This is a genomic window from Stenotrophomonas sp. YJH_SMC_130 (assembly GCF_059369035.1).
This window is the reverse complement of record NZ_JCAFSH010000002.1, coordinates 109185-130923: the sequence shown is the minus strand read 5'-3', so window position 1 is coordinate 130923 and position 21739 is coordinate 109185. Positions and strand designations below refer to the sequence as shown.

Here is a 21739-nt window from a genome sequence, read left to right as displayed (position 1 = left end):
TGCCATGCACAAGCCCTCGTTCCCCGTCGCCCCCGGCGAAACCGCCTGTCTCCAACTGGATGGCCCGGCCGGCCCGCTGGAAGTGGTCGTCGACCTGCCCAAGGCCGACGCGCCGGTGCAGCCGATCGTGGCCATCGTCTGCCATCCGCTGTCCACCGAAGGCGGCACCCTGCACAACAAGGTGGTCACCATGACCGCCACCACCCTGCGCGAGCTGGGCATCGCTACGGTGCGCTTCAACTTCCGCAGTGTTGGCGCGTCGGCCGGTGAGTTCGACCACGGCGTGGGCGAGCAGGATGACCTGAAGGCGGTCGCCGCCTGGGTGCGCAGCCAGCGCCCGCACGACCGCCTGTGGCTGGCCGGTTTCAGCTTCGGCTCGTTCGTGTCGCTGAAGGCCGCTGCCGCGCTGCAGCCGGAAGCGCTGATCTCGATCGCGCCACCGGCCGGCCGCTGGGACTTCGATGGCATCGTGCCGCCGGCGCGCTGGCTGGTGATCCAGGGCGAGCAGGACGAGATCGTCGACCCGCAGGCTGTCTACCAGTGGCTGGACACGCTGGAGTTCCCGCATGAGCTGGTGCGCATGCCCGAGACCAGCCACTTCTTCCACCGCAAGCTGATCGACCTGCGCGGCGCACTGACCCACGGCGTGAAGCATTGGTTGGGCGCGGCGGCATGAGTGCAACCGAGTTGACCCCGTCGCAGCGGTACGCGGAAGGGGTCGCCCGTGGTGACTGGCAGGACGACCCGGCCCAGCATGCAGCGCTGGCCGAGCTGGACCGCATCCACCTGGGCCTGCTGGACAGTGCCGAGGACGGTTGGCTGGACCGCCTGTCCGCGTTCTGGAAGAAGCCCGAGCCGGTGAAGGGCCTGTACTTCTGGGGCGGCGTCGGCCGCGGCAAGACCTTCCTGGTCGACCTGTTCTACGACGGGCTGCCGATCAAGCAGAAGTACCGCACCCACTTCCATCGCTTCATGCGCAGCGTCCACGAGCGCCTGCGTGAGCACCAGGGGCAGAGCGACCCGCTGGCGAAGATCGCCCAGGAGTGGCGCAGCAACCTGCGCGTGCTGGTGCTGGACGAATTCTTCGTCACCGACATCGGTGATGCGATGCTGCTGGCGCGGCTGCTGGAGCGCCTGTTCGCCGAAGGCGTGACCCTGGTCACCACCTCCAACACGGCGGTGGAGAACCTGTACCTCAACGGCCTGCAGCGCGAGAGCTTCCTGCCGGCCATCGGCCTGTTGCAGCGCTTCTGCGTCGAGCTGTACGCCGAAGGCACCGAGGACTACCGGATGCGCGCGCTGACCCGCTCGCCGGTGTACCGCGCACCGTTGGCCGCCGACAGCGACGACTGGCTGGCCACGCGCTGGAGCGAACTGAGCGGCGGCCAGCCGGCCAAGCCCGGCAACATCGAGATCGAGGGCCGCAAGATTCCGGTGCGCGGCCGTGGCAAGAGCATTGCCTGGTTCGATTTTGCCGCGCTGTGCGAGGGCCCGCGCGGGCCCTCGGACTACATCGAGATCGCGCACGAGTTCAACACGGTGCTGCTGGGCGGCATTCCCGCCTTTGATCGCCTGAATGAGGATGCCGCGCGCCGCTTCGTCAACCTGATCGACGAGTTGTACGACCGCCACGTCAACCTGGTCTGCACCGCCAGCACCTCGCCGGTCGAGCTGTACACCGGCCAGCGCCTGCAGGGCGCCTTCGAGCGCACCGCCTCGCGCCTGATCGAGATGCAGAGCGCCGAGTACCTGGGCACCCCGCACCGGGCGTGAGGGTAGTGCCGTTTGTAGAGCCGAGCCCACTCTCGGCTGCTTTTCGGCACATCATTCAAAAGCAGCCGAGCGTGGGCTCGGCTCTACAACAGCACGGCGCGGCTATCGGGTGGGCGCAACCGCGCTCCCAACGGCGCCCATCCGGCCCGGCCGACACATGCGGCCTCGCGTCGCTGCCCGGCGGGTGATCCCGACGTCCACCGGATGCCCACCACCTATCCACAGGGTTGTCCCTAGCCAGTTTCATCACTGTCATGTGAAGCTGTCATTGTTCCGTTTCCGCAGCGCGTTGTACCACCGCAATGACGCCTTTCGGGCTTGACTGCGCAGCCCGTTCCGGCAGGTCTGAAGCGTCTGATCAGGGCGCCGATGGCACGATCCTTGCGGCGCAAGGGATTGCCGAATTTCACTACATTTGGCGTTGACGGACCCCACTACCCCCACTATCTTGTGGCCGTCGGTCGCAGCAACCCCAGGTCTGGGGGCTGGCAGCAATACCTCCCGCGATCGTCAACGGCAGTGGCAGGCGCAGGGTCTCATCCCCTGCGACGCCGTCCTGCCATCCTGGGCCGTCATGTCCCGGGTTGCGTCACCCCGATGCATCGAGCACCCCCAATCACGCCAAGAGGACATACGCCGTGAGCACCGAATCCAGCGCCACCATCGAGAAGGAAAGCGAATTCCTGTTGACGTCGCCGCCGACGGCCAACGCGATGAGTGTGACCAAGCGCAACGGGACCACCGAGCTGGTGGACCTGAACAAGATCGTGCGCGCGGTGCAGCGTTCCTCCGAAGGCCTGCACGCCGTCGATCCGATGCGCGTGGCCACCCGCACCATTTCCGGCCTGTACAACGGCGCTACCACCCGCGAGCTGGACGAACTGTCCATCCGCACCGCCGCCCTGCTGATTGGCGAAGAGCCCGAGTACGGCCGCCTCGCTGCGCGCCTGCTGGCCAACTACATTGCCAAGGAAGTCTCGGGCCAGGAAATCTACGCCTTCTCGCAGTCAGTCAGCCGTGGCCATGAAGTCGGCCTGATCAACGACCGCCTGCTGAACTTCGTGCAGACCAATGCGCGCAAGCTCAACGACGCCATCGACATCTCGCTGGATCTGAACTTCGATTACTTCGGCCTGCGTACCCTGTACGACCGTTACCTGCTGCGCCATCCGCACACCCGCAAGGTGATCGAGACCCCGCAGCAGTTCTTCCTGCGCATCGCCAGCGCGCTGAGCGAGGACGTGTCCGAGACCCTGGCGCTGTACAAGCGCATGGGCAACCTGGACTACCTGCCGTCCAGCCCGACCCTGTTCAACTCCGGCACCACCCACGAGCAGCTGTCCTCGTGCTTCCTGCTGGACTCGCCGCAGGACTCGCTGGAGTCGATCTATGCCAAGTATGGCGACATCGCCCAGCTGTCGAAGTTCTCCGGCGGCATCGGCGTCAGCTACACCCGCGTGCGTTCGCGTGGCTCGCTGATCAAGTCGACCAACGGCCACTCCAACGGCATCGTGCCGTGGCTGAAGACCATGGATTCGTCCGTGGCCGCGGTGAACCAGGGCGGCAAGCGCAAGGGCGCAGCCTGCGTGTACCTGGAAACCTGGCACGCCGACATCGAGGACTTCCTCGAACTGCGTGACAACACCGGTGACGAAGCCCGCCGTGCGCACAACCTGAACCTGGCCAACTGGGTGCCGGACCTGTTCATGAAGCGCGTCGAGGCCGACCAGGAATGGTCGCTGTTTGATCCGCGCGTCGTGCCGGAGTTCACCGACCTGTTTGGCGAAGCCTTCGAGGCTGCCTACCTGCAGGCCGAAGCCCAGGGCAAGGCCAACCGCACCATCTCCGCGCGCAAGCTGTACGCCCGCATGATGCGTACGCTGGCCGAGACCGGCAACGGCTGGATGACCTTCAAGGACAAGTGCAACCGCGCCAGCAACCAGACCCTGCGTCCGGGCAACGTGATCCACCTGTCCAACCTGTGCACTGAAATCCTGGAAGTCACTTCCAACGATGAAACCGCAGTGTGCAACCTGGGTTCGATCAACCTGGGCAACCACTTCGACGAGCACAACGAGTTCGACTTCGAGAAGCTGGCCGAGACCGTGCGCCTGGCCGTGCGCCAGCTCGACCGCGTCATCGACCTGAACTTCTACCCGATCGAAACCGCCCGCCGCGCCAACCTGCGCTGGCGTCCGGTCGGCCTGGGCTGCATGGGCCTGCAGGATGTGTTCTTCCGCAAGCGCCTGCCGTTCGACAGCGCCGAAGCCCGCGCGCTGTCGAAGAAGATCGCCGAAGCGATCTACTTCCACGCGCTGGAAACCTCCTGCGAGCTGGCCCAGGAACGCGGCAAGCACCCGTCGTTCAACGACACCCGTGCCGCCAGCGGCGAACTGCAGTTCGACGCCTGGAACGTGGTGCCGGAGGACACTGCGCGCTGGGATGCCCTGCGTGAGCGCATCAAGGAACACGGCCTGCGCAACTCGCTGATGATCGCGATCGCGCCGACCGCGACCATCGCCTCGATCGCCGGTTGCTACGAGTGCGTCGAGCCGCAGGTGTCCAACCTGTTCAAGCGCGAGACCCTGTCCGGTGACTTCCTGCAGGTCAACCGCTACCTGGTCAACGAGCTGAAGAAGCTGGGCCTGTGGACGCCGGAAATGCGCGATGCCATCAAGCTGGCCGAAGGCTCGATCGCCGGCGTGGCGCAGATCCCGGAAACGCTGCGCGAGGTCTACCGCACCGCGTGGGAACTGCCGATGCGTTCGCTGATCGACATGGCCGCCGAGCGTGGCGCCTTCATCGACCAGTCGGCCTCGCTCAACCTGTTCATGGAAAGCCCGAACATCGGCGCGATGTCCTCCATGTACATGTACGCCTGGAAGCAGGGCATCAAGACCACCTACTACCTGCGTTCGCGCCCGGCCACCAAGATCGCCAAGACCACGGTGAGTGCCGCCGCACCGGCCAAGGTGTTCAGCCCGGACGAAGCCATCGCCTGCTCGCTGGAAAACCCGGAAGCCTGCGAGGCCTGCCAGTAACACACCGCGCGGTGGGTGCCGACCGTTGGTCGGCACTCGAGCACCTCGCACCTGTAGAGCCGATCCATGCTCGGCTGCAGCACGGAAACACCAAGGTAGCGCCGGGCCATGCCCGGCGTTTTGACCCGAGAATTCAAGGAAACACCCATGGCCGACAAGCCCAAGCAGATGCTGCTCGATCCCGGTTTTGAACTGACCCTGCGCCCGATGCGCTACCCGCAGTTCTATGACATGTACCGGAATGCGATCAAGAACACCTGGACGGTGGAAGAGATCAACTTCCAGATCGACATCACCGACCTGCACAGCAAGATGTCGCCGGGCGAGCGCCACCTGATCCACCGCCTGGTCGCGTTCTTCGCCACCGGCGACTCGATCGTGTCCAACAACCTGGTGCTGAACCTGTACCAGCACCTCAATGCGCCGGAAGCGCGCATGTACCTGTCGCGCCAGCTGTATGAAGAAGCACTGCACGTGCAGTTCTACCTGACCCTGCTCGACAACTACCTGCCGGACCCGGAAGAGCGCGCCAAGGCGTTCTCGGCGGTGGAGAACATCGACTCGATCAAGAAGAAGGCCGATTTCTGCTTCAAGTGGATCGACTCGATCCAGGACCTGACCCGCATCGAGACCCGCGAACAGCGCCGCCAGTTCCTGCTCAACCAGATCTGCTTCGCTGCCTGCATCGAAGGCCTGTTCTTCTTCGCTGCCTTCGCCTACGTGTACTACTTCCGTTCGCGCGGCCTGCTGCCGGGCCTGGCTTCGGGCACCAACTGGGTGTTCCGCGACGAAAGCGCGCACATGGAGTTCGCCTTCGAGTCGGTGCGCGTGGTGCGTGAGGAAGAGCCGGACCTGTTCGACGACGAGATGAAGCAGCAGGTCTACGACATGTTGGCCGAAGCCATCGAATGCGAAGTGCAGTTCGCCGAGGACGTGCTGTCCGGCGGCGTGGCCGGCATCTCGACCCGTGACATGCGCCAGTACCTGCAGCATTGTGCCGATCAGCACTTCGCCAAACTGGGCATGGAAAAGAAGTACAACGTGCGCAACCCGCTGCCGTTCATGGAACTGCAGGACGTGCAGGAACTGACCAACTTCTTCGAACGCCGCGTCTCGGCCTACCAGGTCGGCGTGCAGGGCGAAGTCGCCTTCGACATGAACTTCTGATCGAACCGGTCAGGCCCGTCGCAACGAAAAACCCCGGCCAATGCCGGGGTTTTTTGTTGCGCGCCTGGCTTTTGTAGAGTCGAGCATGGCTCGACTCTACAAAGCGCTAGCGCCGTCCTTCCACCGCCATGCGCACCGCCAACCCGGCCAGCACCGTGCCCATCAGCCAGCGCTGCAGCCTCTGCCAGGTGGGGCGCGCGGCCAGGAAGCCGGCGATGCTGCCGGCGGCCAGCGCGATCAGGCCGTTCACGCTGACGCTGACCAGGATCTGGGTGCAGCCCAGCACGATCGACTGCATCAGCACGCTGCCTTCGCCATCGGGATGCAGGAACTGCGGCAGCAGCGACAGGTACATCACCGCCACTTTCGGGTTCAGCAGATTGGTCAGCAAGCCCATCGTGAACAGTCTGCGCGGGCTGTCCTGCGGCAGCTCGCGCACCGCGAACGGCGAACGGCCGCCGGGCTTCAGCGCCTGCCACGCCAGGTACAGCAGGTACAGCGCGCCACCGATGCGCAGCGCCTCATAGGCGAACGGCACGGTCATCAGCAGGGCGGTGATGCCCAGTGCCGCGCACAGCATGTAGAACACGAAGCCCAGCGCCACCCCGCCCAGCGAGATCAGCCCGGCGAGCGGCCCCTGGCAGATCGAGCGCGAGATGACGTAGATCATGTTCGGCCCGGGCGTGAGCACCATGGCCAGCGAAACCAGCGCAAAGGCCAACAGGTCGGAAAGTGCGGGCATGGGCGGTCCTGGCAGTGGGCGTGGCGCAGTGTAGCGTCGCCTGCACGGGGCCTGGCTTAAAATTGACGGACCCCACACCGAAGCACCCCCATGACCCCGATCCCCGAAACCGTGCCGCCCACCGAAGTGCGCATGGCCGAAATCGTCTTCCCCAACCACACCAACCACCTTGGCACCCTGTTCGGTGGCCAGGCATTGGCGTGGATGGACAAGGCCGCCTTCCTGGCCGCCGCCCGCTATTCGCGCCGCACCGTGGTGACCGCGCGCAGCGACCAGGTCGACTTCAAGCTGCCGATCCGCATCGGCCAGATGGTGGAAACCATCGGCCGCATCGTCGAAGTCGGGCGCAGCTCGATGAAGGTCGAGGTGGAACTGGTCGCCGAGGACCTGCACAGCGGTGAGCGCAAGCTGTGTACCCGCGGCCACTTCGTGATGATCGCGCTGGACGAGGACGGCCACCCGATCGCGGTGCCGCCGCTGCCGGCCGCCTGAGCCGGCGCTTGCACGGGCGCTGCGGCGCCCCCATCTGGCAGCCATGACCTCGCCGCTGACCGACTTCATCGACCACGCCCAGCGCCTGTTCGTGCTGACCGGCGCCGGTTGCAGCACTGCCTCGGGCATTCCCGACTATCGCGATACCGACGGCCAGTGGAAACGCACGCCGCCGGTGACCTACCAGGCCTTCATGGGCGAGGCGGCCACCCGCCAGCGCTACTGGGCGCGCAGCCTGCTGGGCTGGCCGCGCTTCGGCCTGGCGCGGCCCAACGGCACCCACCAGGCCCTGGCTGCCCTGGAAAGCCGCGGCAAGCTGCAGCTGCTGCTGACCCAGAACGTGGACGGCCTGCACCAGCGCGCCGGCAGCCACAAGGTGATCGACCTGCATGGCCGCCTGGACCGGGTGCGCTGCATGAGCTGTGAGCGCCGCAGTGGCCGCGAGGATTTCCAGCAGCGGCTGCTGGAGGCCAATCCGGGCTGGGATGCGCTGGATGCCGGTATCGCGCCCGATGGCGATGCCGATCTGGAGACCGATTTCTCCACGTTCGTGGTGCCCGATTGTCCGTACTGCGGCGGCCTGCTGAAGCCGGATGTGGTGTTCTTCGGCGAAAACGTGCCGCGTGAACGCGTGGCGGCGGTGCACGATCACCTGCAGCAGGCCGACGCCGTGCTGGTGGTGGGCTCGTCGCTGATGGTCTATTCCGGCTTCCGCTTCGTGCAGGCGGCCGCGAAGGCAGGGTTGCCGGTAGCGGCGCTGAACCGAGGCCGCACCCGAGCCGACGACCTGCTGTTGTTCAAGGATGAGCGGGACTGCGCTGAAGCGCTGGCCACGTGGGCTGCGCGCTGAGCCGAGCACGGGCTCGGCTCTACAAGGGGCGAGGGCTTCTGTAGAGCCGGGCGCACGCTCGGCTGCTGCAGGTCACGCGAAACAGCGATCCATCCAGATGGTTGATCCGCGAGCCGCGCAGCGGTGCAATACGCACCCCCTACGTCGTTCATCACCGTCTTGAGCCAGCTGTTCTCGCCGATCTCGTTCGGCCCCCTGACCCTGTCCAACCGCATCGTCATCGCGCCGATGTGCCAGTACTCCGCCGAAGACGGTCGCGCCAGCGACTGGCACGCCATGCACCTGGGCAACCTGGCGCAGTCCGGCGCCGGCCTGCTGATCCTGGAAGCCACCGCGGTCGAGCCGCGCGGCCGCATCAGCTGGGCCGACCTGGGCCTGTGGGATGACGGCACCGAGGCCGCGCTGGCACAGGTGCTGGCCAGCGTCCGCCGCTGGTCGCCGATGCCGCTGGGCATCCAGCTCGGCCACGCCGGTCGCAAGGCCTCGGTGAAGCGCCCGTGGGACGGCGGCGGCCAGCTACCGGCCGATGATGCGCGTGGCTGGGCCACGGTGGCGCCGTCGCCGCTGCCGTTCCATGCCGCCGATCCGGCACCGCAGGAACTGGACGAGGCCGGCATCGCCGAGGTGATCGCCGCCTTCGCCGCCAGTGCGGTGCGCGCCGAGCGCCTGGGCTTCGAGCTGATCGAGCTGCATGCCGCGCACGGCTACCTGCTGCACCAGTTCCTGTCGCCGCTGAGCAACCGCCGCACCGATGGCTATGGCGGCTCGCTGCCGAACCGCCTGCGCCTGCTGGTGGAGGTGTTCGACGCAGTGCGTGCGGCGGTATCGGACAGGATCGCCGTGGGCGTGCGCATTTCCGCCAGCGACTGGGTCGAGGGTGGCTGGGATCTGGTGCAGAGCGAAGCGCTGGCCCAGGTGCTGGACGCGCGCGGCTGCAACTTCCTGCACGTTTCCAGCGGTGGCCTGGACGAGCGCCAGAAGATCACCGTCGGCCCGGGCTACCAGGTGCCGTTCGCCGCGGCGATCAAGGCCAAGGTACGCATGCCGGTGATCGCGGTGGGCATGATCACCGAGCCCGAGCAAGCCGAATCGATCCTGCGCCATCGCCACGCCGATGCGGTAGCGCTGGCACGCGGCATCCTCTACGACCCGCGCTGGCCGTGGCACGCTGCTGCCGCATTGCGCGACAGCGTGGAACCGGCACCGCAGTACCTGCGCTGCGAGCCGCGCGAGGCGCGTGGCGTGTTCAAGGCGCGCTGAGGCTCACACCCGCCAGGCCGGCGCCATGCCGGCCTGCAGGTGCTCGAACAGCGCGCGGATCTTGGCGGTGAAATCGCGGCGGTCGCTGACGCAGAAGTAGACTTCCATCGGTTCCGGGCGCCACGCGGTGTCGGCGCCGAACACCGCCTGCAGGCGGCCATCGCGCAGGTACGGCTCGGCCACGAATGCGGCGAGCCGGGTGGTGCCGGCACCGGCCGCCGCCAGCGTCGCCAGCGCATCGATGTCATCGCAGACCATGCTCGGTGGCAGCGCGGCGTCCACGCGCTGGCCGTCCTTCAGCAGGCCCCAGCGCAGCGGCCGGCCATCGGTCGGGAAGCGGTGCAGCAGCCCGCGATGGCGATCCAGTTCGGCGGGTTCCTGCGGCGTGCCATGGGCCTGCAGGTAGGCCGGCGCGGCACAGAACACGAACGGCACGCGCGCCAGCTGCCGTGCGACGACGCCGTCTTCCAGCTGCGCGCCGATGCGGATGCTGGCGTCCACCGCTTCAGGGCCATGCTGCACGGCGCGGTCGGTCAGGCGCAGCTCCAGCTGCAGCTGCGGGTAGCGTTGCTGCAGCGACGGCAGCAACGGTGCCAGCACGTGGCGACCGAACGCGCTGCTGCTGGCGATGCGCAGCGGCCCCGCCGGTTCGATGTCACCGGAGGTGACCATCGCCTGCGCGCGCGCCAGGTCGGCTTCGATGTGGCGCACCTGCGCCAGGTACAGCGCGCCGGCCTCGCTGAGGGCGAGTTGGCGCGTACTCCGGTTCAGCAGCCTTACGCCCAGATGCGCCTCCAGCCGGTGGATGTTCTGGCCGACTGCGGTGGCGCTGATGCCAAGGATGCGGGCCGCGGCGGCAATGCTGCCGGTCTCTGCGGTGCGGGTGAAGCTGCGGATCAATTGCAACAGGTTCATGACCGGCCAGCTTGCCACGGGATCGGCCAAGTATCGCTTGGGACAGAACCAAGCCCTTCGCTTGCATCGGTGACCATCGCTCCGATCGACACCCTGCTGGCCTACACTGTGGCGATGCGCCCCGACTCCATCCTCACCCTGTCCTGCCCGGACCGTACCGGCATCGTCTACCGTGTGTCCGGCCTGTTGTTCGACCACGGCTGCAACATCCTCGACGCCCAGCAGTTCGGCGACGAGGAAAGCGGCCGCTTCTTCCTGCGCGTGCATTTCGACCGCGACGCCGGCCTGCCGCTGGAGACCGTGCATGCCGCGATGGCCAAACTTGCCGAAGGCTTCGGCATGGACTGGCAGCTGCATGACGGCCGCCGCCGGGCACGCCTGCTGGTGCTGGTCAGCAAGCAGGGGCATTGCCTCAACGACCTGCTGTTCCGCGCCCACAGCGGCCAGCTGAAGGTCGACATCGCGGCAGTGGCGTCCAACCACGCCGACTTCGCGCCATTGGCCGCGTCCTACCAGGTACCGTTCCACCACTTGCCGGTGACCGCCGATACGCGTGCGGTGCAGGAGCAGCAGATCATCGACCTGGTCGAGCGTGAGCGCATCGACCTGGTGGTGCTGGCGCGCTACATGCAGATCCTGTCACCCACGCTGTGCCGTGCGCTGGCCGGCCGTGCGATCAACATCCACCACAGCTTCCTGCCCAGCTTCAAGGGCGCGCAGCCCTATCACCAGGCGCACGCGCGCGGGGTCAAGATCATCGGTGCCACCGCGCACTACGTCACCGAGGATCTGGACGAAGGCCCGATCATCGAACAGGACGTGGCCCGCGTTGACCACGCCATGGCGCCGCGCGAGCTGGTGCGGCTGGGCAGCGACACCGAATCGCTGGTGCTGGCACGCGCGGTTCGCCGCCATGTGGAGCACCGCATCCTGCTCAATGGGCATCGCACGGTGGTGTTCCGGTAATCGCCCATCCCGCGTCCGCCGGGCATGGCCCGGCGCTACCGAATCCTGATTTCATCCAATGAAAAGCCCCCGGTTCGGCCGTCCCGCGATCTGTAGGGGGGCGTAGTTAGGGGGCTGGATGAATCGATTGTGTTGTTGTGGGCAGGAGCGCGCAAGCGGCATAAGCGACGTGCGCGGTAGCGCCGGGCCATGCCCGGCGGTCACGCCTCAGACGATCGCGATCCCCGCCTTGCCCAGCGCTTCGCGCACCATCGCGTCGTTGGCTTCGGTCACCGGCCGGGTCAGGTCCCACAGGAACTTCACCCGGAAGCCGGATTTCACCGCGTCCTGCGCGCTCCACAGCACGCAGTAGTCGCGTGCCAGGCCGCACACGTGCACTTCGCGGATGCGGCGCTCATGCAGCCAGCCGGCCAGGCCGGTAGCCGGGCGCTCGCCATCGGGGCCGTGGTTCTCGCGGAAGGCGCTGTACGAATCCACCTGTGGGCGGGTGCCCTTGCGCAGGATCAGGTCGGCCACGGTCCAGTCCACGCCCGGGTGCAGCGCGGCGCCATCGCTGCCCTGCACGCAATGGTCGGGCCACAGGGTCTGTGGCTGCGCGTGCAGCAGGATGGTCTCGAACGGTCGCTTGCCGGGGTGCTGGCTGGCGAACGAGGCGTGGTCGGCCGGGTGCCAGTCCTGGGTCGCCACCACGGTGCGGTAGCGGCGCTGCGCCAACAGATCGGCAATCGGTGCCACCAGCGCATCGCCCTGGTCGCAGGCCAGCGCACCGCCCGGCATGAAGTCCGGCTGCAGGTCGATCACCAGCAGGGCGACATCGGCGGGCAGGACAGTCATGGCAGATCCACTACATCAGAAAGGGCGACCAGCGTGGCCGCCCCATGCCTGCACGTCAATCGCCCTGCGGCGCCTCAGCGTCCTGCCCGTAGTACAGCAGGCCGATCCGGATCCGCTCGCGGCCGTTCTCTCGGCGATGGCGGTTGGCATCGCGCAGCGAGTACACGCAGCCGCAGTACTCCTGCTGGTAGAACTGCTCGCGCTTGCTGATCTCGATCATGCGGCTGGCACCGCCGCCCTTGCGCCAGTTGTAGTCCCAGTACTGCAGGCCTTCATAGCGCGACGCCGCACGGATGCCGCAGTCGTTGATCTGCGCCATGTTCTTCCAGCGCGAGATGCCCAGCGACGAACTGATGGTGTCGTAGCCGTGCTCGTGCGCGTACAGCGCGGTGCGTTCGAAACGCATGTCGAAGCACATCGTGCAGCGGATGCCGCGCTCGGGCTCGTTCTCCATGCCACGCGCGCGGCTGAACCAGTTGTCGGTGTCGTAGTCGCAGTCGATGAACGGGATGCCGTGCTGCTCGGCGAAGCGGATGTTCTCCTGCTTGCGCAGCTCGTACTCCTTCACCGGGTGGATGTTGGGGTTGTAGAAGAAGATCGCGTAGTCGATCCCGGAAGCGGTGATCGCCTCCATCACTTCGCCCGAGCACGGCGCGCAGCAAGAATGCAGCAGCAGGCGCTTGCCATCGGCGGGCAGGGTCAGGGTGGGGCGTTGGAACTCGGTCATCGTGGCGTGCGTCAGGGCGTGGGAGCGGTCTGGCCGGTTACCGTGAACAGGACGCGCGCGGCCACGCCGCCTGCGCATGCAGGCTGGCGATGGCCCCGGCACCCTCCCCGCGGAGAGTCCAGGTCGAATCAGGGGACGGTCGTGTCCCCCGGCCGGGGCCGGTATTCGGGCTGATGGACACGGGCCGCAGCCCACCTACTCCCTGCCGCTTCCCAGGCGCGAGCCCAGTGCTGTTGGCAGGATTCGTTTCCATTCACCGCTGCGGGGCAGCTCCGGAATGGGCGCACGAAGCGCCTTCACCGGATTCCCGTTTAACTCCCTGCCGCCATCCAGCCACGGCAGGGATACCTTCGGCGTGTGCAAGGTGGACCTGTTGGTGGCGCCGGTCAAGAGCGCAGGGTCTGGAGCCCGTTGCGTGGCAACGGGCGCTGGCCCCGGGATACGCGGTCAATGCCCCGCCGCAGCCCGCGTGCGGATCTCATCCAAGCGCTGGTCGTGCAGCAGGCGCCCGTTCTCCCACACGGTCACCATCGCATCCTCGAAGCCGGTCGGCAGCGCCTCGTCACCGCTGGGAGGCAACGCCACCGTGTGCAGGCTGCCGTCATCCAGGCGCCGCAGCAGGCGCATGCGGCCACGCTTGCTGGTCTTGCCGGCATCGGTGACCGGGTCCTTGTAGACGTCGATCCACGCACCCTCGACCCGTGCTGCCGAGCACTTCAGCGCGAACTTCTGGGTGTCGCGGTCCAGCCGCTGCAACAGCGCGCCGCCCATGCCGAAGGCCACGTTGTCGGCCGAATAGCCGTCGCCGGTGATGCGCTGCAGGATGGCGCGGATCGTATCCGGGGTGATGCCATCGCCCTGGATCACCCGCACGTGGTTGAGTACGCGGTAGCCCTTGCCGTTGAGGGTATGGCCGAACGCTTCATCCAGCCGGCGCAGGCTTTCGGCCACCACCTCCACCGGGTCACCCGAGTCGGGGCGGACGACCAGGGTGGCGCCCGAAGCGATCACTTCATCACGCAGCGTCGTGCCCCAGTGCTCACTGATCGCGCGGTAGATGTCATAGCTGTCCGACACCACTGCCACGATCGCGCCCGGCTTGCCGAACTGGCGCAGCATGTTGCGGTAGGCGTCCACTTCGCGCTCGCGGCCCCAGCTGGTGATGGTGCTGTGCTCGGCGGCAGGAATCGAATAACCGGCCATTGGCGCGTGATAGTGCGCGCGGGCCAGGCACAGGGCCGATACGGTGTCGGTGCCGAGGAAGTTGACCAGGTGTGCGGCACCACCCAGCGCGGCCGATTCCAGGCTCGATACACCGCGGGCGCCGAAGTCGTGCAGCTTGAACGGCAGCTGCCCCTGCGGATCGTCGCTGGTCTGCTGCAGGAACGCAGCAATGGTCTGCCGTGCATGCCAGCTGATGGTGGCCACGGTGACCGGGTACCACACGCGCAGCAGCAGCGTTTCCAGGTACGACGGCACCCAGAACGCAGCCGGGTCGGTCGACTCGACGGTCATCAGTGCCTGGTGGGTGGGTACCACGCTGCCCTCGGGCACGGCACGGATGCGCACCGGCAGGTGGCCGCCGAGCCGATCGACGATATCGCGCCAGCCGGCTTCGTTGAACGGCTCGCCATGGGCGGCGAATACCGCAGCAGCGTCGTCGATGTCAGCGTGGGTGACCGGTCGTGCCAGGGCGTCCTTGAGGATCGCCTGCAGGCCGAAGAACACCGTGCGATCGTGCAGGCCGCCACGTGATTCCACGTAGAAGAACGTGGCATCGGTACCCGGCGGGTACTGCAGCCAATGGCTGGCCTTGTAGCTGTCGGTGTTGAGGAGAAGGTTATCGAGGTAGTGCATGACGGAAGCTCCTTCGCGTCGAGTGACACCAGCGGTCTATCCGCCGGTGGGGAGAGCCGGGCAGGTCAGCCGCGGCCGAGGAAATACTCCAGGATGTGCAGGTGGTCTTCGAACAATTGCGGGCCCATGTCCAACGCCTCACTCACCGGTATCCAGCGCGCCTTGTCGGCGTCGTCGCCACCGCGCACCGGCGGCAGTTCGCCGGCCGGGAATTCGAAGTGGAAACCGTGGGTGATGGTGCGGCCGCGCTGGCTGCGGTCGGGGTGGTCGAATACCTGCTGGCCCTTCAGCGAACCCTTCAGCACCGGCAGCGGAATCTTAAGGCGGGTTTCCTCGCGCAGTTCGCGCAGGCAACTGTCCAGCAGGCTCTGCTCCTGGCCAACGAAACCGCCGGGCAGCGCCCACAGGCCCTTGCCGGGCTCCGAACGGCGGCGCACCAGCAGCACGTGGCCCGAATGCACCACCACCGCATCGGTGGTGACGAAGGTGGGCGCGTAGGGCGCATCCTTCCAGGCGGCCTTGTACTGTTCGATGAAGCGGTACTCGGCCACCAGCTGGGCATACGCAGGCGCGCTTTTGCGGAACGCTTCGAGCATGTCGTACACCGGCGCCGGCACATTGCCACGCAGCATCAGCAGCGCGCCGTGGAAGTCGATGTCGCCGGCTTCGAACAGGTAGCGCCGCAGCTCGGTGGCCGACAGGGTGGCGGTGTGCTGCACGTCCACCAGCGGCCATTGCGGGAACTCCCGCAGGTAGTAGCTGGAAGCATCCTTGTCCATGCCGATCAGGCCCACCTTTGCATCAGCGGCGGCACCGTCGTTGCGCAGGGCGTCGGCCACCTGGCGCTGCACATTGGCGATCCACTGTGCTTCGTTGTACAGGTGGTCACGCAGCGGGCGGATCAGCAGGCGGTCGGTGTGGCCATCGAGGGCGGCCTGGATCATCACGGCGCGTTCGGCCACGGTCCAGGGATTGCGGAGGCTGCGGGGGGTATCGGCAGAGCCGACCAGGAAGATCAGCTTGCGGGCCCGGCTCAGGGCCAGGCGGGCAACGGCGGCGTGGCCGTTGTGGAAGGGCTCGAATCGCCCGATGAAGACGAGATAGTCGAATTCCATGAGAATCCCTCATGTCGTTGTGGCAGCCGCGGGTCTGTCCCTTGGCTTGCTGCAGATGCTACGCCGATGGTGGAGCCGGTCAAGCCTGCAGGCCTGCCATCGGCTGAACGCCGCAGATTCCTGCCCGGACTGCGGTGGTGTTCTCAGGCCCTGAGAAGCCGCTGCGCCATACTGGCATCCACGCGGCGGACGGTAGGCTCGGGGGCAAGACGGTGGCGGACAAGTACTGCGATCTGGTCATGAAAGGCGGCATCACCAGCGGCATCGTGTACCCCAATGCGGTACTGGCGCTGGCACGCGAGTATCGGTTCAAGAGCATCGGCGGCACCTCTGCCGGCGCCATCGCTGCGGCGGTGGCGGCTGCGGCGGCATACGGTGATCGGCGCCAGCAGGCCGGCGAGCACCTGCCCGGTGATGCCGGTTATGGCGGGCTGTCGGCGGTGTCGGCGCAGTTGTCGCGGCGCGGGTTCATCTACAGCCTGTTCCAACCGGCGCGGGGCGCGCGTGCGGCCTATCGGCTGCTGGTGGTGCTGACCGGCAATGCCAGCTTGCCGCACAAGCTGCTGTGCCTGGCGGTGGCGGTATTCGAGATCGCGCCGCTGGAAGTGCTGGTGTCGCTGGCGCTGCTGCTCGGCCTGGGCGGGTGGGGCGGTGGCTGGAGCGGCGTGGCCGCGACGCTGCTGCCGTCGCTGCTGTGCGCCTACGGTGCAGGCGTGGCCGGAGCCGCGCTGCGCGTGGCGCGCGTGGCCCGGCGCAACCTGCTGGGCCTGTGCAGTGGCCTCGGTCGCGATGCACGTAACCCGGCATTGACCGAGTGGCTGCACGAATGCCTGCAGCAGTTGTCCGGCAAGCCGCTGGATGCACCGCTGACCTTCGCCGACCTGCACGACGCGCCGCGCTATGCCGGCGAGCCGGACAGCCCGCATGCGATCAGCCTGCAGATGATCACCACCTGCGTGTCGCACAACGAGCCGCGTACGCTGCCGCTGGGTGGCGCGCAGTTCTGGTTCCTGCGCGAGGAATTCGAGCAGCTGTTCCCGGCCAGCGTGGTGCAGTGGCTGGTGACGCAGGCCGGCCCGCCGTTGGAGGTGGAAGGGCGCCGGTACTACCACCTGCCGCAGGGTTCGAAGCTGCCGGTGCTGGTGGCCACGCGCATGAGCCTGAGCTTCCCGTTGCTGATCAGCGCGGTGCCGCTGCATGAGCCCTCGCGCCGCGAACGCCGCTGCGAACCCACTGCACCTGCCGCCGACGAGGAACATAACGTGGCCGACAGCATGGAAGGGCTGACCAGCGCCGGGCAGACCTGCGGCCCGGTGATCACCGCGTTCCGCATCTGCTGGTTCTCCGATGGCGGCATCAGCAGCAACTTCCCGATCCATCTGTTTGATGCCGCGCTACCGCGCTGGCCGACCTTCGCCATCAACCTGGTCTACCCGCAGCATGCCGAGGACGTGGGCCGCGGCAGTGATGGCCGACAGGCGCTGGAACGTGCCGTGTTCCTGCCCACCGAAAACCGCCACGGATGGCAACGGCATTACCAGTCCATTGCCACGCCGCTCGCCGCAGCCGAGCTGGGGCGCTTCCTGTTCGCAGTCGTGGCGACCATGCAGAACTGGCGTGACCTGCTGCAGGCACGCGCGCCGGGTTACCGCGACCGTATCGTGCACGTCAGCCTGCAGGGCGACGAAGGCGGCATGAACCTGGACATGCCGCAGGAGGTGCTGACCCGCATCGCCGACAAGGGCAGCCTGGCGGGCGCGCGCTTCTGTTCGTTCTCGTTCGGGAACCACTACTGGATCCGCTGGCGCAACCTGGCCTCGGCCTACCAGCGCTACACGTTGGAAGTGGCGCGTACCGACGACCCGGCGCAGCAGGTGCTGGCCTATCGCGCGGCGTACTCGATGGTTGCCCGTGGCGATCCGGCACCGCCGTCGTACAAGCTGGGCTCGGAAGACAAGCGTCGCGGCTCGCAGCTGCTGTGGGCGCAGATGGTCGAGCAGGGCCGCACCTGGGAAGACCTTGGCCCGGACCTGACCGACGGCGCACCGCGCCCGCTGCCGCAGATGAAGGTGACGCCGATCTACTGAGCGCGATCAATACAATCGTGCTTCATGTTGCAAGGAGCTGTGGATGTCTGCCCGCCAGGAACTGCTGGATCTGCTTGAACGCCTCGATACTCGCGACCCGGAACACCTGCCGGTGGTGCCACTGGCTGCGTACTTCGAAGGCAATGATTCCGAAGAATGCATCGCGCCCAACCAATGGGGTTTCGGTCGCCCGCCGATTGCCGAGCTGTACGCGCGCCTGGCCGTGATCGCAGCGAAGCCTGAAGTGGAAGGCGTGTACGTCGGCCTGCACCAGGACTGGGGCAGTGCATTGGAAGACGACAGCGAATGGCCTGCTGCCGAGAACGTGCATGTGCTGACCAGTGCCGACGTCGAGACCGTGGAAGGCTGGCTGCAGGGTCTGGAATGCGACGGTGTGGGCGAAGGCTGGCCGTACGGCGAGCACGTCGACGCCCCCAAACCCTCGGAAGGCCACCGCGTACTGACCGTGTTCTGGGACTAGTAGATCCACGCCACGCGTGGATGCATTTCGCGCACCGCGAGAATGTGCCCAGCAAGGTGGACACCTACCAATGGCGGTATTCGGATGGGGTCAGATCCCGTTGCGTCGCAACGGGATCTGACCCCGTGCTGTTCCCACCGCTCGCGAAGAACTTTCGAAGGCGGGGTGGGTCCGGTTGCGGGGGCGTGAGCGCCATGGATGGCGCGACCGAGCTTACATGGGTGAGGGCGCTTTGCTTGCGAAGCACTGCTTCGCAAGCGCCCGAACGCACAGCCGCCAGCGGCTGGGCCGGGCCCCGGAGGGGTACTTGCAGCGTCCCCCGCAACCGGACCCACTCCGCCATCCCACGGAAAGCCCGCTGTTGCTTTTTAGGTTGCCGGCCAGCGGCCGGCACTACCGCAGGTGCAGGGCGTAGCCCTGCCGAACCAACCCTACCGGCCCGGCAACTGCGCGAACGCGCGCTGCATGCAGTCCTCGCGCGGGCACACCCGGCAACCCGGCCCGATCGATACCGAATTGCCCGGGCTCTGCACATCCAGCCCCAGTGAATACACCAGCCGCTCGGCATGCTGCAGATCGCAGCCCAGCGCCACCGCGAAGGTCTTGCGCGGCTGGCCATGGCCCACCGGGCCACTGCTGACCTGCCGTGCCAGCCAGAAATGGCGGCGGCCATCGGGCATGCGCGCGGTCTGGGTAAGGATGCGGCCTGGCTGGTTGAACGCCTCGTAGACGATCCACAGCGGGCACGAGCCACCCACCTGCGAGAAATGGAAGTCGGTGGCCGAATGGCGCTTGGATACGTTGCCCGCGCGGTCCACGCGGATGAAGAAGAACGGCAGGCCGGGCGCACTGCGCCGTGCCAGCGTGCTCAGCCGGTGGCAGACCGCCTCGAAGCCGACGCCGAACTGGTGCGCCAGCAGTTCGATGTCGTAGCTGCTGGCCTCGGCCGCACGCAGGAAGCGCATGTAGGGCATGACCAGCGCGCCGGCGAAGTAGTTCGAAAGACCCACCCGCGCCTGCGCGACGCGCGCGTCATCGGTGAAGCCCGCACGCGCCACCACCGCGTCGATCTGCGGCAGGTAGCCGTGCAGGGCCAGTTCGGCGGCCATCTGGAACGCCTGCTGGCCTGGCTCCAGGTAGTCCGGCAGCCACAACCGGCGCGTGCCGGCATCGTAATGGCGCTTCTCGCGCCCGGCCTGCAGTGCGGCCACTTCCACCAGCACGCCGTGGCGGTCGGCCAGCAGCTGGCGCAAGCGCGGCGCCACATGCCCAGGCGATAGCCCCCACTCGGCGAACAGGCGCTCGGCCAGTTCGTCCAGCTCGGGAATATGGTTGTGCATGCGGTTGAAGAACTCGCGCACCTGGTCGCCGGCCGGCAGGGTGCTGCCGGCGCCGGGCTCGCCCAGCTGGAACTCCAGCGCGGCGGCATGCTCGCGCAGTGCCAGGTGGCGGCGGTGCAGGTCCAGCAGCGCACGGCTGACCTGCGGCAGGTTGCCCGCCAGGGCGCGCAGTTCGGTGGCACTGACTTCGGCCAGGCCCAGGTCGCGCAGGGTCTCGCCCAGCGCTTCCTGCAGCGCGGCGGGCTCATCTTCGTCGAACAGCGCCGAAACATCCCCGAGTACCTGGCCCAGCTTCTTCTGCACGGCCGGGGTCAGTGGACGCTTGTTGCGCTCAATCTGGTTCAGGTAGCTGGCCGACAACCCCAGTGCCCGCGCCAGGTCAACCTGGCTGTAGCCGCGCTGTTCGCGCAGCCGCAGCAGGCGCAGGCCGAGTTGCCGCTGGGGAGCTGAGGGATTCACAGAATTAACAGGAATCGTGGGGCGTGTTGGCCAGATTAAGCGGATTCAGCCCGGAAATCGAGGTGGATGCTGTGAATAATGCCAAGCATCTTTCGCACCCTGTGGGATTGTCGTCATGACTGTTGCAGCGCCCCGTATCCGCATGCTGATCGATGGCCAGTTCGTTGAATCGGCCACCTCCCACTGGCAGGACGTGATCAATCCGGCCACCCAGGACGTGCTGGCCAAGGTGCCCTTCGCCACCACCGGCGAAGTGGACGCCGCCGTCGCCGCCGCCAAGGAAGCCTTCAAGACCTGGCGCAAGACCCCGATCGGCACCCGCGCGCGCATCTTCCTGAAGTACCAGCAGCTGATCCGCGACAACATGAGCGAGCTGGCCCACATCCTCACCGCCGAACAGGGCAAGACCCTGCCCGACGCCGAAGGCGATGTGTTCCGCGGCCTGGAAGTGGTCGAGCATGCGGCCGCCATCGGCAACCTGCAGCTGGGCGAGCTGGCCAACAACGTGGCCAATGGCGTGGACACCTACACGATCATGCAGCCGCTGGGCGTGTGCGCCGGCATCACACCGTTCAACTTCCCGGCGATGATCCCCCTGTGGATGTTCCCGATGGCGATTGCAACGGGCAACACCTTCATCCTCAAGCCGTCCGAGCAGGACCCGATGGTCACCATGCGCCTGGTCGAGCTTGCCCTGGAAGCCGGCATTCCGAAGGGCGTGCTGAACGTCGTCCACGGTGGCGAAGAAGTGGTCAACGCGATCTGCGACCACCCGGACATCAAGGCCGTGTCGTTCGTCGGTTCCACCCGCGTCGGCACCCACGTGTACAACCGTGCCTCGCTGGCCGGCAAGCGCGTGCAGTGCATGATGGGCGCCAAGAACCACGCCGTGGTGCTGCCCGACGCCAACAAGGAACAGACCCTCAACGCGATGGTCGGTGCGGCCTTCGGCGCCGCGGGCCAGCGTTGCATGGCCGCCTCCACCCTGGTGCTGGTCGGTGAAGCGCGCAACTGGGTGCAGGATCTGGTCGAAAAGGCCAAGACCCTGAAGGTGAGCGCCGGCACCGTGTCCGGCACCGACGTCGGCCCGGTCATTTCCTGCAGCGCCCGCGAGTGCGTGGAAGGCCTGATCGCCTCGGGCGTGGAGCAGGGCGCCAAGCTGGTGCTCGATGGCCGCAGGCCGCAGGTGGATGGCTTCGAGAAGGGCAACTTCGTCGGTCCGACCATCTTTGCCGGTGTCACCACCGACATGCGCATCTACCAGGAAGAAATCTTCGGGCCGGTGCTGGTCATCCTCGAAGCGGAGACGCTGGAAGACGCCATCGCGATGGTCAACAGCAACCCGAACGGCAACGGCACCGCACTGTTCACCCAGTCCGGCGCGGCCGCGCGCAAGTTCCAGGAAGACATCGACGTCGGCCAGGTCGGCATCAACGTGCCGATCCCGGTGCCGGTGCCGCTGTTCTCGTTCACCGGTTCGCGCGCCTCCAAGCTGGGCGACCTGGGCCCGTACGGCAAGCAGGTGGTGCTGTTCTACACCCAGACCAAGACGGTCACCGCGCGCTGGTTCGATGACGAAACGCTGAGCCACGGCGTCAACACCACGATCAGCCTGAAGTAACGGCAGGAGCAG

At 67.0% G+C, this 21739-nt stretch carries 18 protein-coding genes and 1 riboswitch; of the genes, 11 read left to right on the top strand and 7 right to left on the bottom strand.

All coding sequences use genetic code 11. From position 1 onward, the window contains the following. Positions 1–4 precede the first annotated feature (4 nt). The 4 genes from AC5P5V_RS04790 (at position 5) to AC5P5V_RS04775 (ending at position 5981) form a co-directional block, all read left to right on the top strand. On the top strand, positions 5–676 hold the full coding sequence (locus AC5P5V_RS04790) for an alpha/beta hydrolase (protein ID WP_061480270.1): 672 nt from the start codon (positions 5–7) through the stop codon (positions 674–676). Beyond that, the gene (gene zapE, locus AC5P5V_RS04785) at positions 673–1773 is read left to right on the top strand and encodes a cell division protein ZapE (RefSeq protein WP_061480271.1); all 1101 of its coding nucleotides are present in this window, start codon (positions 673–675) and stop codon (positions 1771–1773) included. Before AC5P5V_RS04790 ends, zapE begins: the two co-directional genes overlap by 4 nt. Before the next feature lie 638 nt (positions 1774–2411). Next, positions 2412–4814 carry a ribonucleoside-diphosphate reductase subunit alpha gene (locus tag AC5P5V_RS04780; protein WP_061480272.1) on the top strand — a complete coding sequence of 801 codons (2403 nt, stop codon included), beginning with the start codon at positions 2412–2414 and terminating at the stop codon, positions 4812–4814. A 147-nt stretch (positions 4815–4961) separates the two neighbouring features. Continuing rightward, complete coding sequence (locus AC5P5V_RS04775) at positions 4962–5981, top strand: ribonucleotide-diphosphate reductase subunit beta (protein ID WP_005420683.1); 1020 nt, start codon at positions 4962–4964, stop codon at positions 5979–5981. Positions 5982–6087: 106 nt separating this feature from the next. Here AC5P5V_RS04775 and AC5P5V_RS04770 read toward each other — a convergent pair whose 3' ends face one another. Next, positions 6088–6723 carry a LysE family translocator gene (locus AC5P5V_RS04770; RefSeq protein ID WP_061480273.1) on the bottom strand — a complete coding sequence of 212 codons (636 nt, stop codon included), beginning with the start codon at positions 6721–6723 and terminating at the stop codon, positions 6088–6090. Positions 6724–6813: 90 nt separating this feature from the next. On the opposite strand from AC5P5V_RS04770, the gene AC5P5V_RS04765 reads away from it, so the two are divergent. From AC5P5V_RS04765 to AC5P5V_RS04755, 3 genes are all read left to right on the top strand, one after another. Then, a complete protein-coding gene (locus AC5P5V_RS04765) occupies positions 6814–7215 on the top strand; it encodes an acyl-CoA thioesterase (RefSeq protein WP_021203756.1) in 402 nt (133 codons plus the stop codon). A 43-nt stretch (positions 7216–7258) separates the two neighbouring features. Beyond that, positions 7259–8065, top strand: coding sequence for an NAD-dependent protein deacetylase (locus tag AC5P5V_RS04760; RefSeq protein ID WP_231352467.1), 807 nt, complete (start codon positions 7259–7261; stop codon positions 8063–8065). 159 nt (positions 8066–8224) lie between these two features. After that, positions 8225–9325: an NADH:flavin oxidoreductase/NADH oxidase gene (locus AC5P5V_RS04755; protein ID WP_072167307.1), complete on the top strand. Its 1101-nt coding sequence runs from the start codon at positions 8225–8227 to the stop codon at positions 9323–9325. Between the two features lie 3 nt (positions 9326–9328). On the opposite strand, the gene AC5P5V_RS04750 is transcribed toward AC5P5V_RS04755, so the two are convergent. Continuing rightward, a complete protein-coding gene (locus tag AC5P5V_RS04750; RefSeq protein WP_231352469.1) occupies positions 9329–10240 on the bottom strand; it encodes a LysR family transcriptional regulator in 912 nt (303 codons plus the stop codon). Between the two features lie 114 nt (positions 10241–10354). On the opposite strand from AC5P5V_RS04750, the gene purU reads away from it, so the two are divergent. Then, complete coding sequence (purU, locus tag AC5P5V_RS04745) at positions 10355–11206, top strand: formyltetrahydrofolate deformylase (RefSeq protein WP_061480748.1); 852 nt, start codon at positions 10355–10357, stop codon at positions 11204–11206. Positions 11207–11413: 207 nt separating this feature from the next. On the opposite strand, the gene pncA is transcribed toward purU, so the two are convergent. From pncA to AC5P5V_RS04725, 4 genes are all read right to left on the bottom strand, one after another. Next, positions 11414–12040 carry a bifunctional nicotinamidase/pyrazinamidase gene (gene pncA / locus AC5P5V_RS04740; RefSeq protein ID WP_134968612.1) on the bottom strand — a complete coding sequence of 209 codons (627 nt, stop codon included), beginning with the start codon at positions 12038–12040 and terminating at the stop codon, positions 11414–11416. A 55-nt stretch (positions 12041–12095) separates the two neighbouring features. After that, positions 12096–12767, bottom strand: coding sequence for an epoxyqueuosine reductase QueH (locus AC5P5V_RS04735; RefSeq protein WP_061480745.1), 672 nt, complete (start codon positions 12765–12767; stop codon positions 12096–12098). A 139-nt stretch (positions 12768–12906) separates the two neighbouring features. Continuing rightward, positions 12907–13120, bottom strand: a riboswitch (cobalamin riboswitch). Between the two features lie 94 nt (positions 13121–13214). Then, complete coding sequence (locus tag AC5P5V_RS04730; RefSeq protein ID WP_134968611.1) at positions 13215–14624, bottom strand: nicotinate phosphoribosyltransferase; 1410 nt, start codon at positions 14622–14624, stop codon at positions 13215–13217. Positions 14625–14689: 65 nt separating this feature from the next. Continuing rightward, positions 14690–15739 carry a bifunctional nicotinamide-nucleotide adenylyltransferase/Nudix hydroxylase gene (locus AC5P5V_RS04725; RefSeq protein WP_265329993.1) on the bottom strand — a complete coding sequence of 350 codons (1050 nt, stop codon included), beginning with the start codon at positions 15737–15739 and terminating at the stop codon, positions 14690–14692. A gap of 239 nt (positions 15740–15978) precedes the next feature. Between AC5P5V_RS04725 and AC5P5V_RS04720 the strand changes: the two genes are divergently transcribed. After that, positions 15979–17826, top strand: coding sequence for a patatin-like phospholipase family protein (locus AC5P5V_RS04720; protein WP_231352473.1), 1848 nt, complete (start codon positions 15979–15981; stop codon positions 17824–17826). Positions 17827–17869: 43 nt separating this feature from the next. Continuing rightward, positions 17870–18307, top strand: a complete 438-nt coding sequence (locus AC5P5V_RS04715; protein ID WP_134968609.1) for a YfbO family protein — start codon at positions 17870–17872, stop codon at positions 18305–18307. A gap of 431 nt (positions 18308–18738) precedes the next feature. Here AC5P5V_RS04715 and AC5P5V_RS04710 read toward each other — a convergent pair whose 3' ends face one another. Continuing rightward, positions 18739–20106: a helix-turn-helix domain-containing protein gene (locus AC5P5V_RS04710; RefSeq protein WP_134968607.1), complete on the bottom strand. Its 1368-nt coding sequence runs from the start codon at positions 20104–20106 to the stop codon at positions 18739–18741. Between the two features lie 115 nt (positions 20107–20221). Between AC5P5V_RS04710 and AC5P5V_RS04705 the strand changes: the two genes are divergently transcribed. Then, positions 20222–21727, top strand: a complete 1506-nt coding sequence (locus AC5P5V_RS04705) for a CoA-acylating methylmalonate-semialdehyde dehydrogenase (protein ID WP_495215818.1) — start codon at positions 20222–20224, stop codon at positions 21725–21727. Positions 21728–21739 lie beyond the last annotated feature (12 nt).

Excerpts from the sequence above, each read along its gene's own strand:
- AC5P5V_RS04790 (WP_061480270.1), top strand. The coding sequence starts at position 5 with ATGCACAAGCCCTCGTTCCCCGTCGCCCCCGGCGAAACCGCCTGTCTC.
- AC5P5V_RS04715 (WP_134968609.1), top strand. The coding sequence starts at position 17,870 with ATGTCTGCCCGCCAGGAACTGCTGGATCTGCTTGAACGCCTCGATACT.
- pncA (WP_134968612.1), bottom strand. The coding sequence starts at position 12,040 with ATGACTGTCCTGCCCGCCGATGTCGCCCTGCTGGTGATCGACCTGCAG.
- AC5P5V_RS04760 (WP_231352467.1), top strand. The coding sequence starts at position 7,259 with ATGACCTCGCCGCTGACCGACTTCATCGACCACGCCCAGCGCCTGTTC.
- AC5P5V_RS04720 (WP_231352473.1), top strand. The coding sequence starts at position 15,979 with ATGAAAGGCGGCATCACCAGCGGCATCGTGTACCCCAATGCGGTACTG.
- AC5P5V_RS04770 (WP_061480273.1), bottom strand. The coding sequence starts at position 6,723 with ATGCCCGCACTTTCCGACCTGTTGGCCTTTGCGCTGGTTTCGCTGGCC.
- AC5P5V_RS04750 (WP_231352469.1), bottom strand. The coding sequence starts at position 10,240 with ATGAACCTGTTGCAATTGATCCGCAGCTTCACCCGCACCGCAGAGACC.
- AC5P5V_RS04765 (WP_021203756.1), top strand. The coding sequence starts at position 6,814 with ATGACCCCGATCCCCGAAACCGTGCCGCCCACCGAAGTGCGCATGGCC.
- AC5P5V_RS04775 (WP_005420683.1), top strand. The coding sequence starts at position 4,962 with ATGGCCGACAAGCCCAAGCAGATGCTGCTCGATCCCGGTTTTGAACTG.
- purU (WP_061480748.1), top strand. The coding sequence starts at position 10,355 with ATGCGCCCCGACTCCATCCTCACCCTGTCCTGCCCGGACCGTACCGGC.
- AC5P5V_RS04730 (WP_134968611.1), bottom strand. The coding sequence starts at position 14,624 with ATGCACTACCTCGATAACCTTCTCCTCAACACCGACAGCTACAAGGCC.
- AC5P5V_RS04735 (WP_061480745.1), bottom strand. The coding sequence starts at position 12,767 with ATGACCGAGTTCCAACGCCCCACCCTGACCCTGCCCGCCGATGGCAAG.
- AC5P5V_RS04725 (WP_265329993.1), bottom strand. The coding sequence starts at position 15,739 with ATGGAATTCGACTATCTCGTCTTCATCGGGCGATTCGAGCCCTTCCAC.
- zapE (WP_061480271.1), top strand. The coding sequence starts at position 673 with ATGAGTGCAACCGAGTTGACCCCGTCGCAGCGGTACGCGGAAGGGGTC.
- AC5P5V_RS04705 (WP_495215818.1), top strand. The coding sequence starts at position 20,222 with ATGACTGTTGCAGCGCCCCGTATCCGCATGCTGATCGATGGCCAGTTC.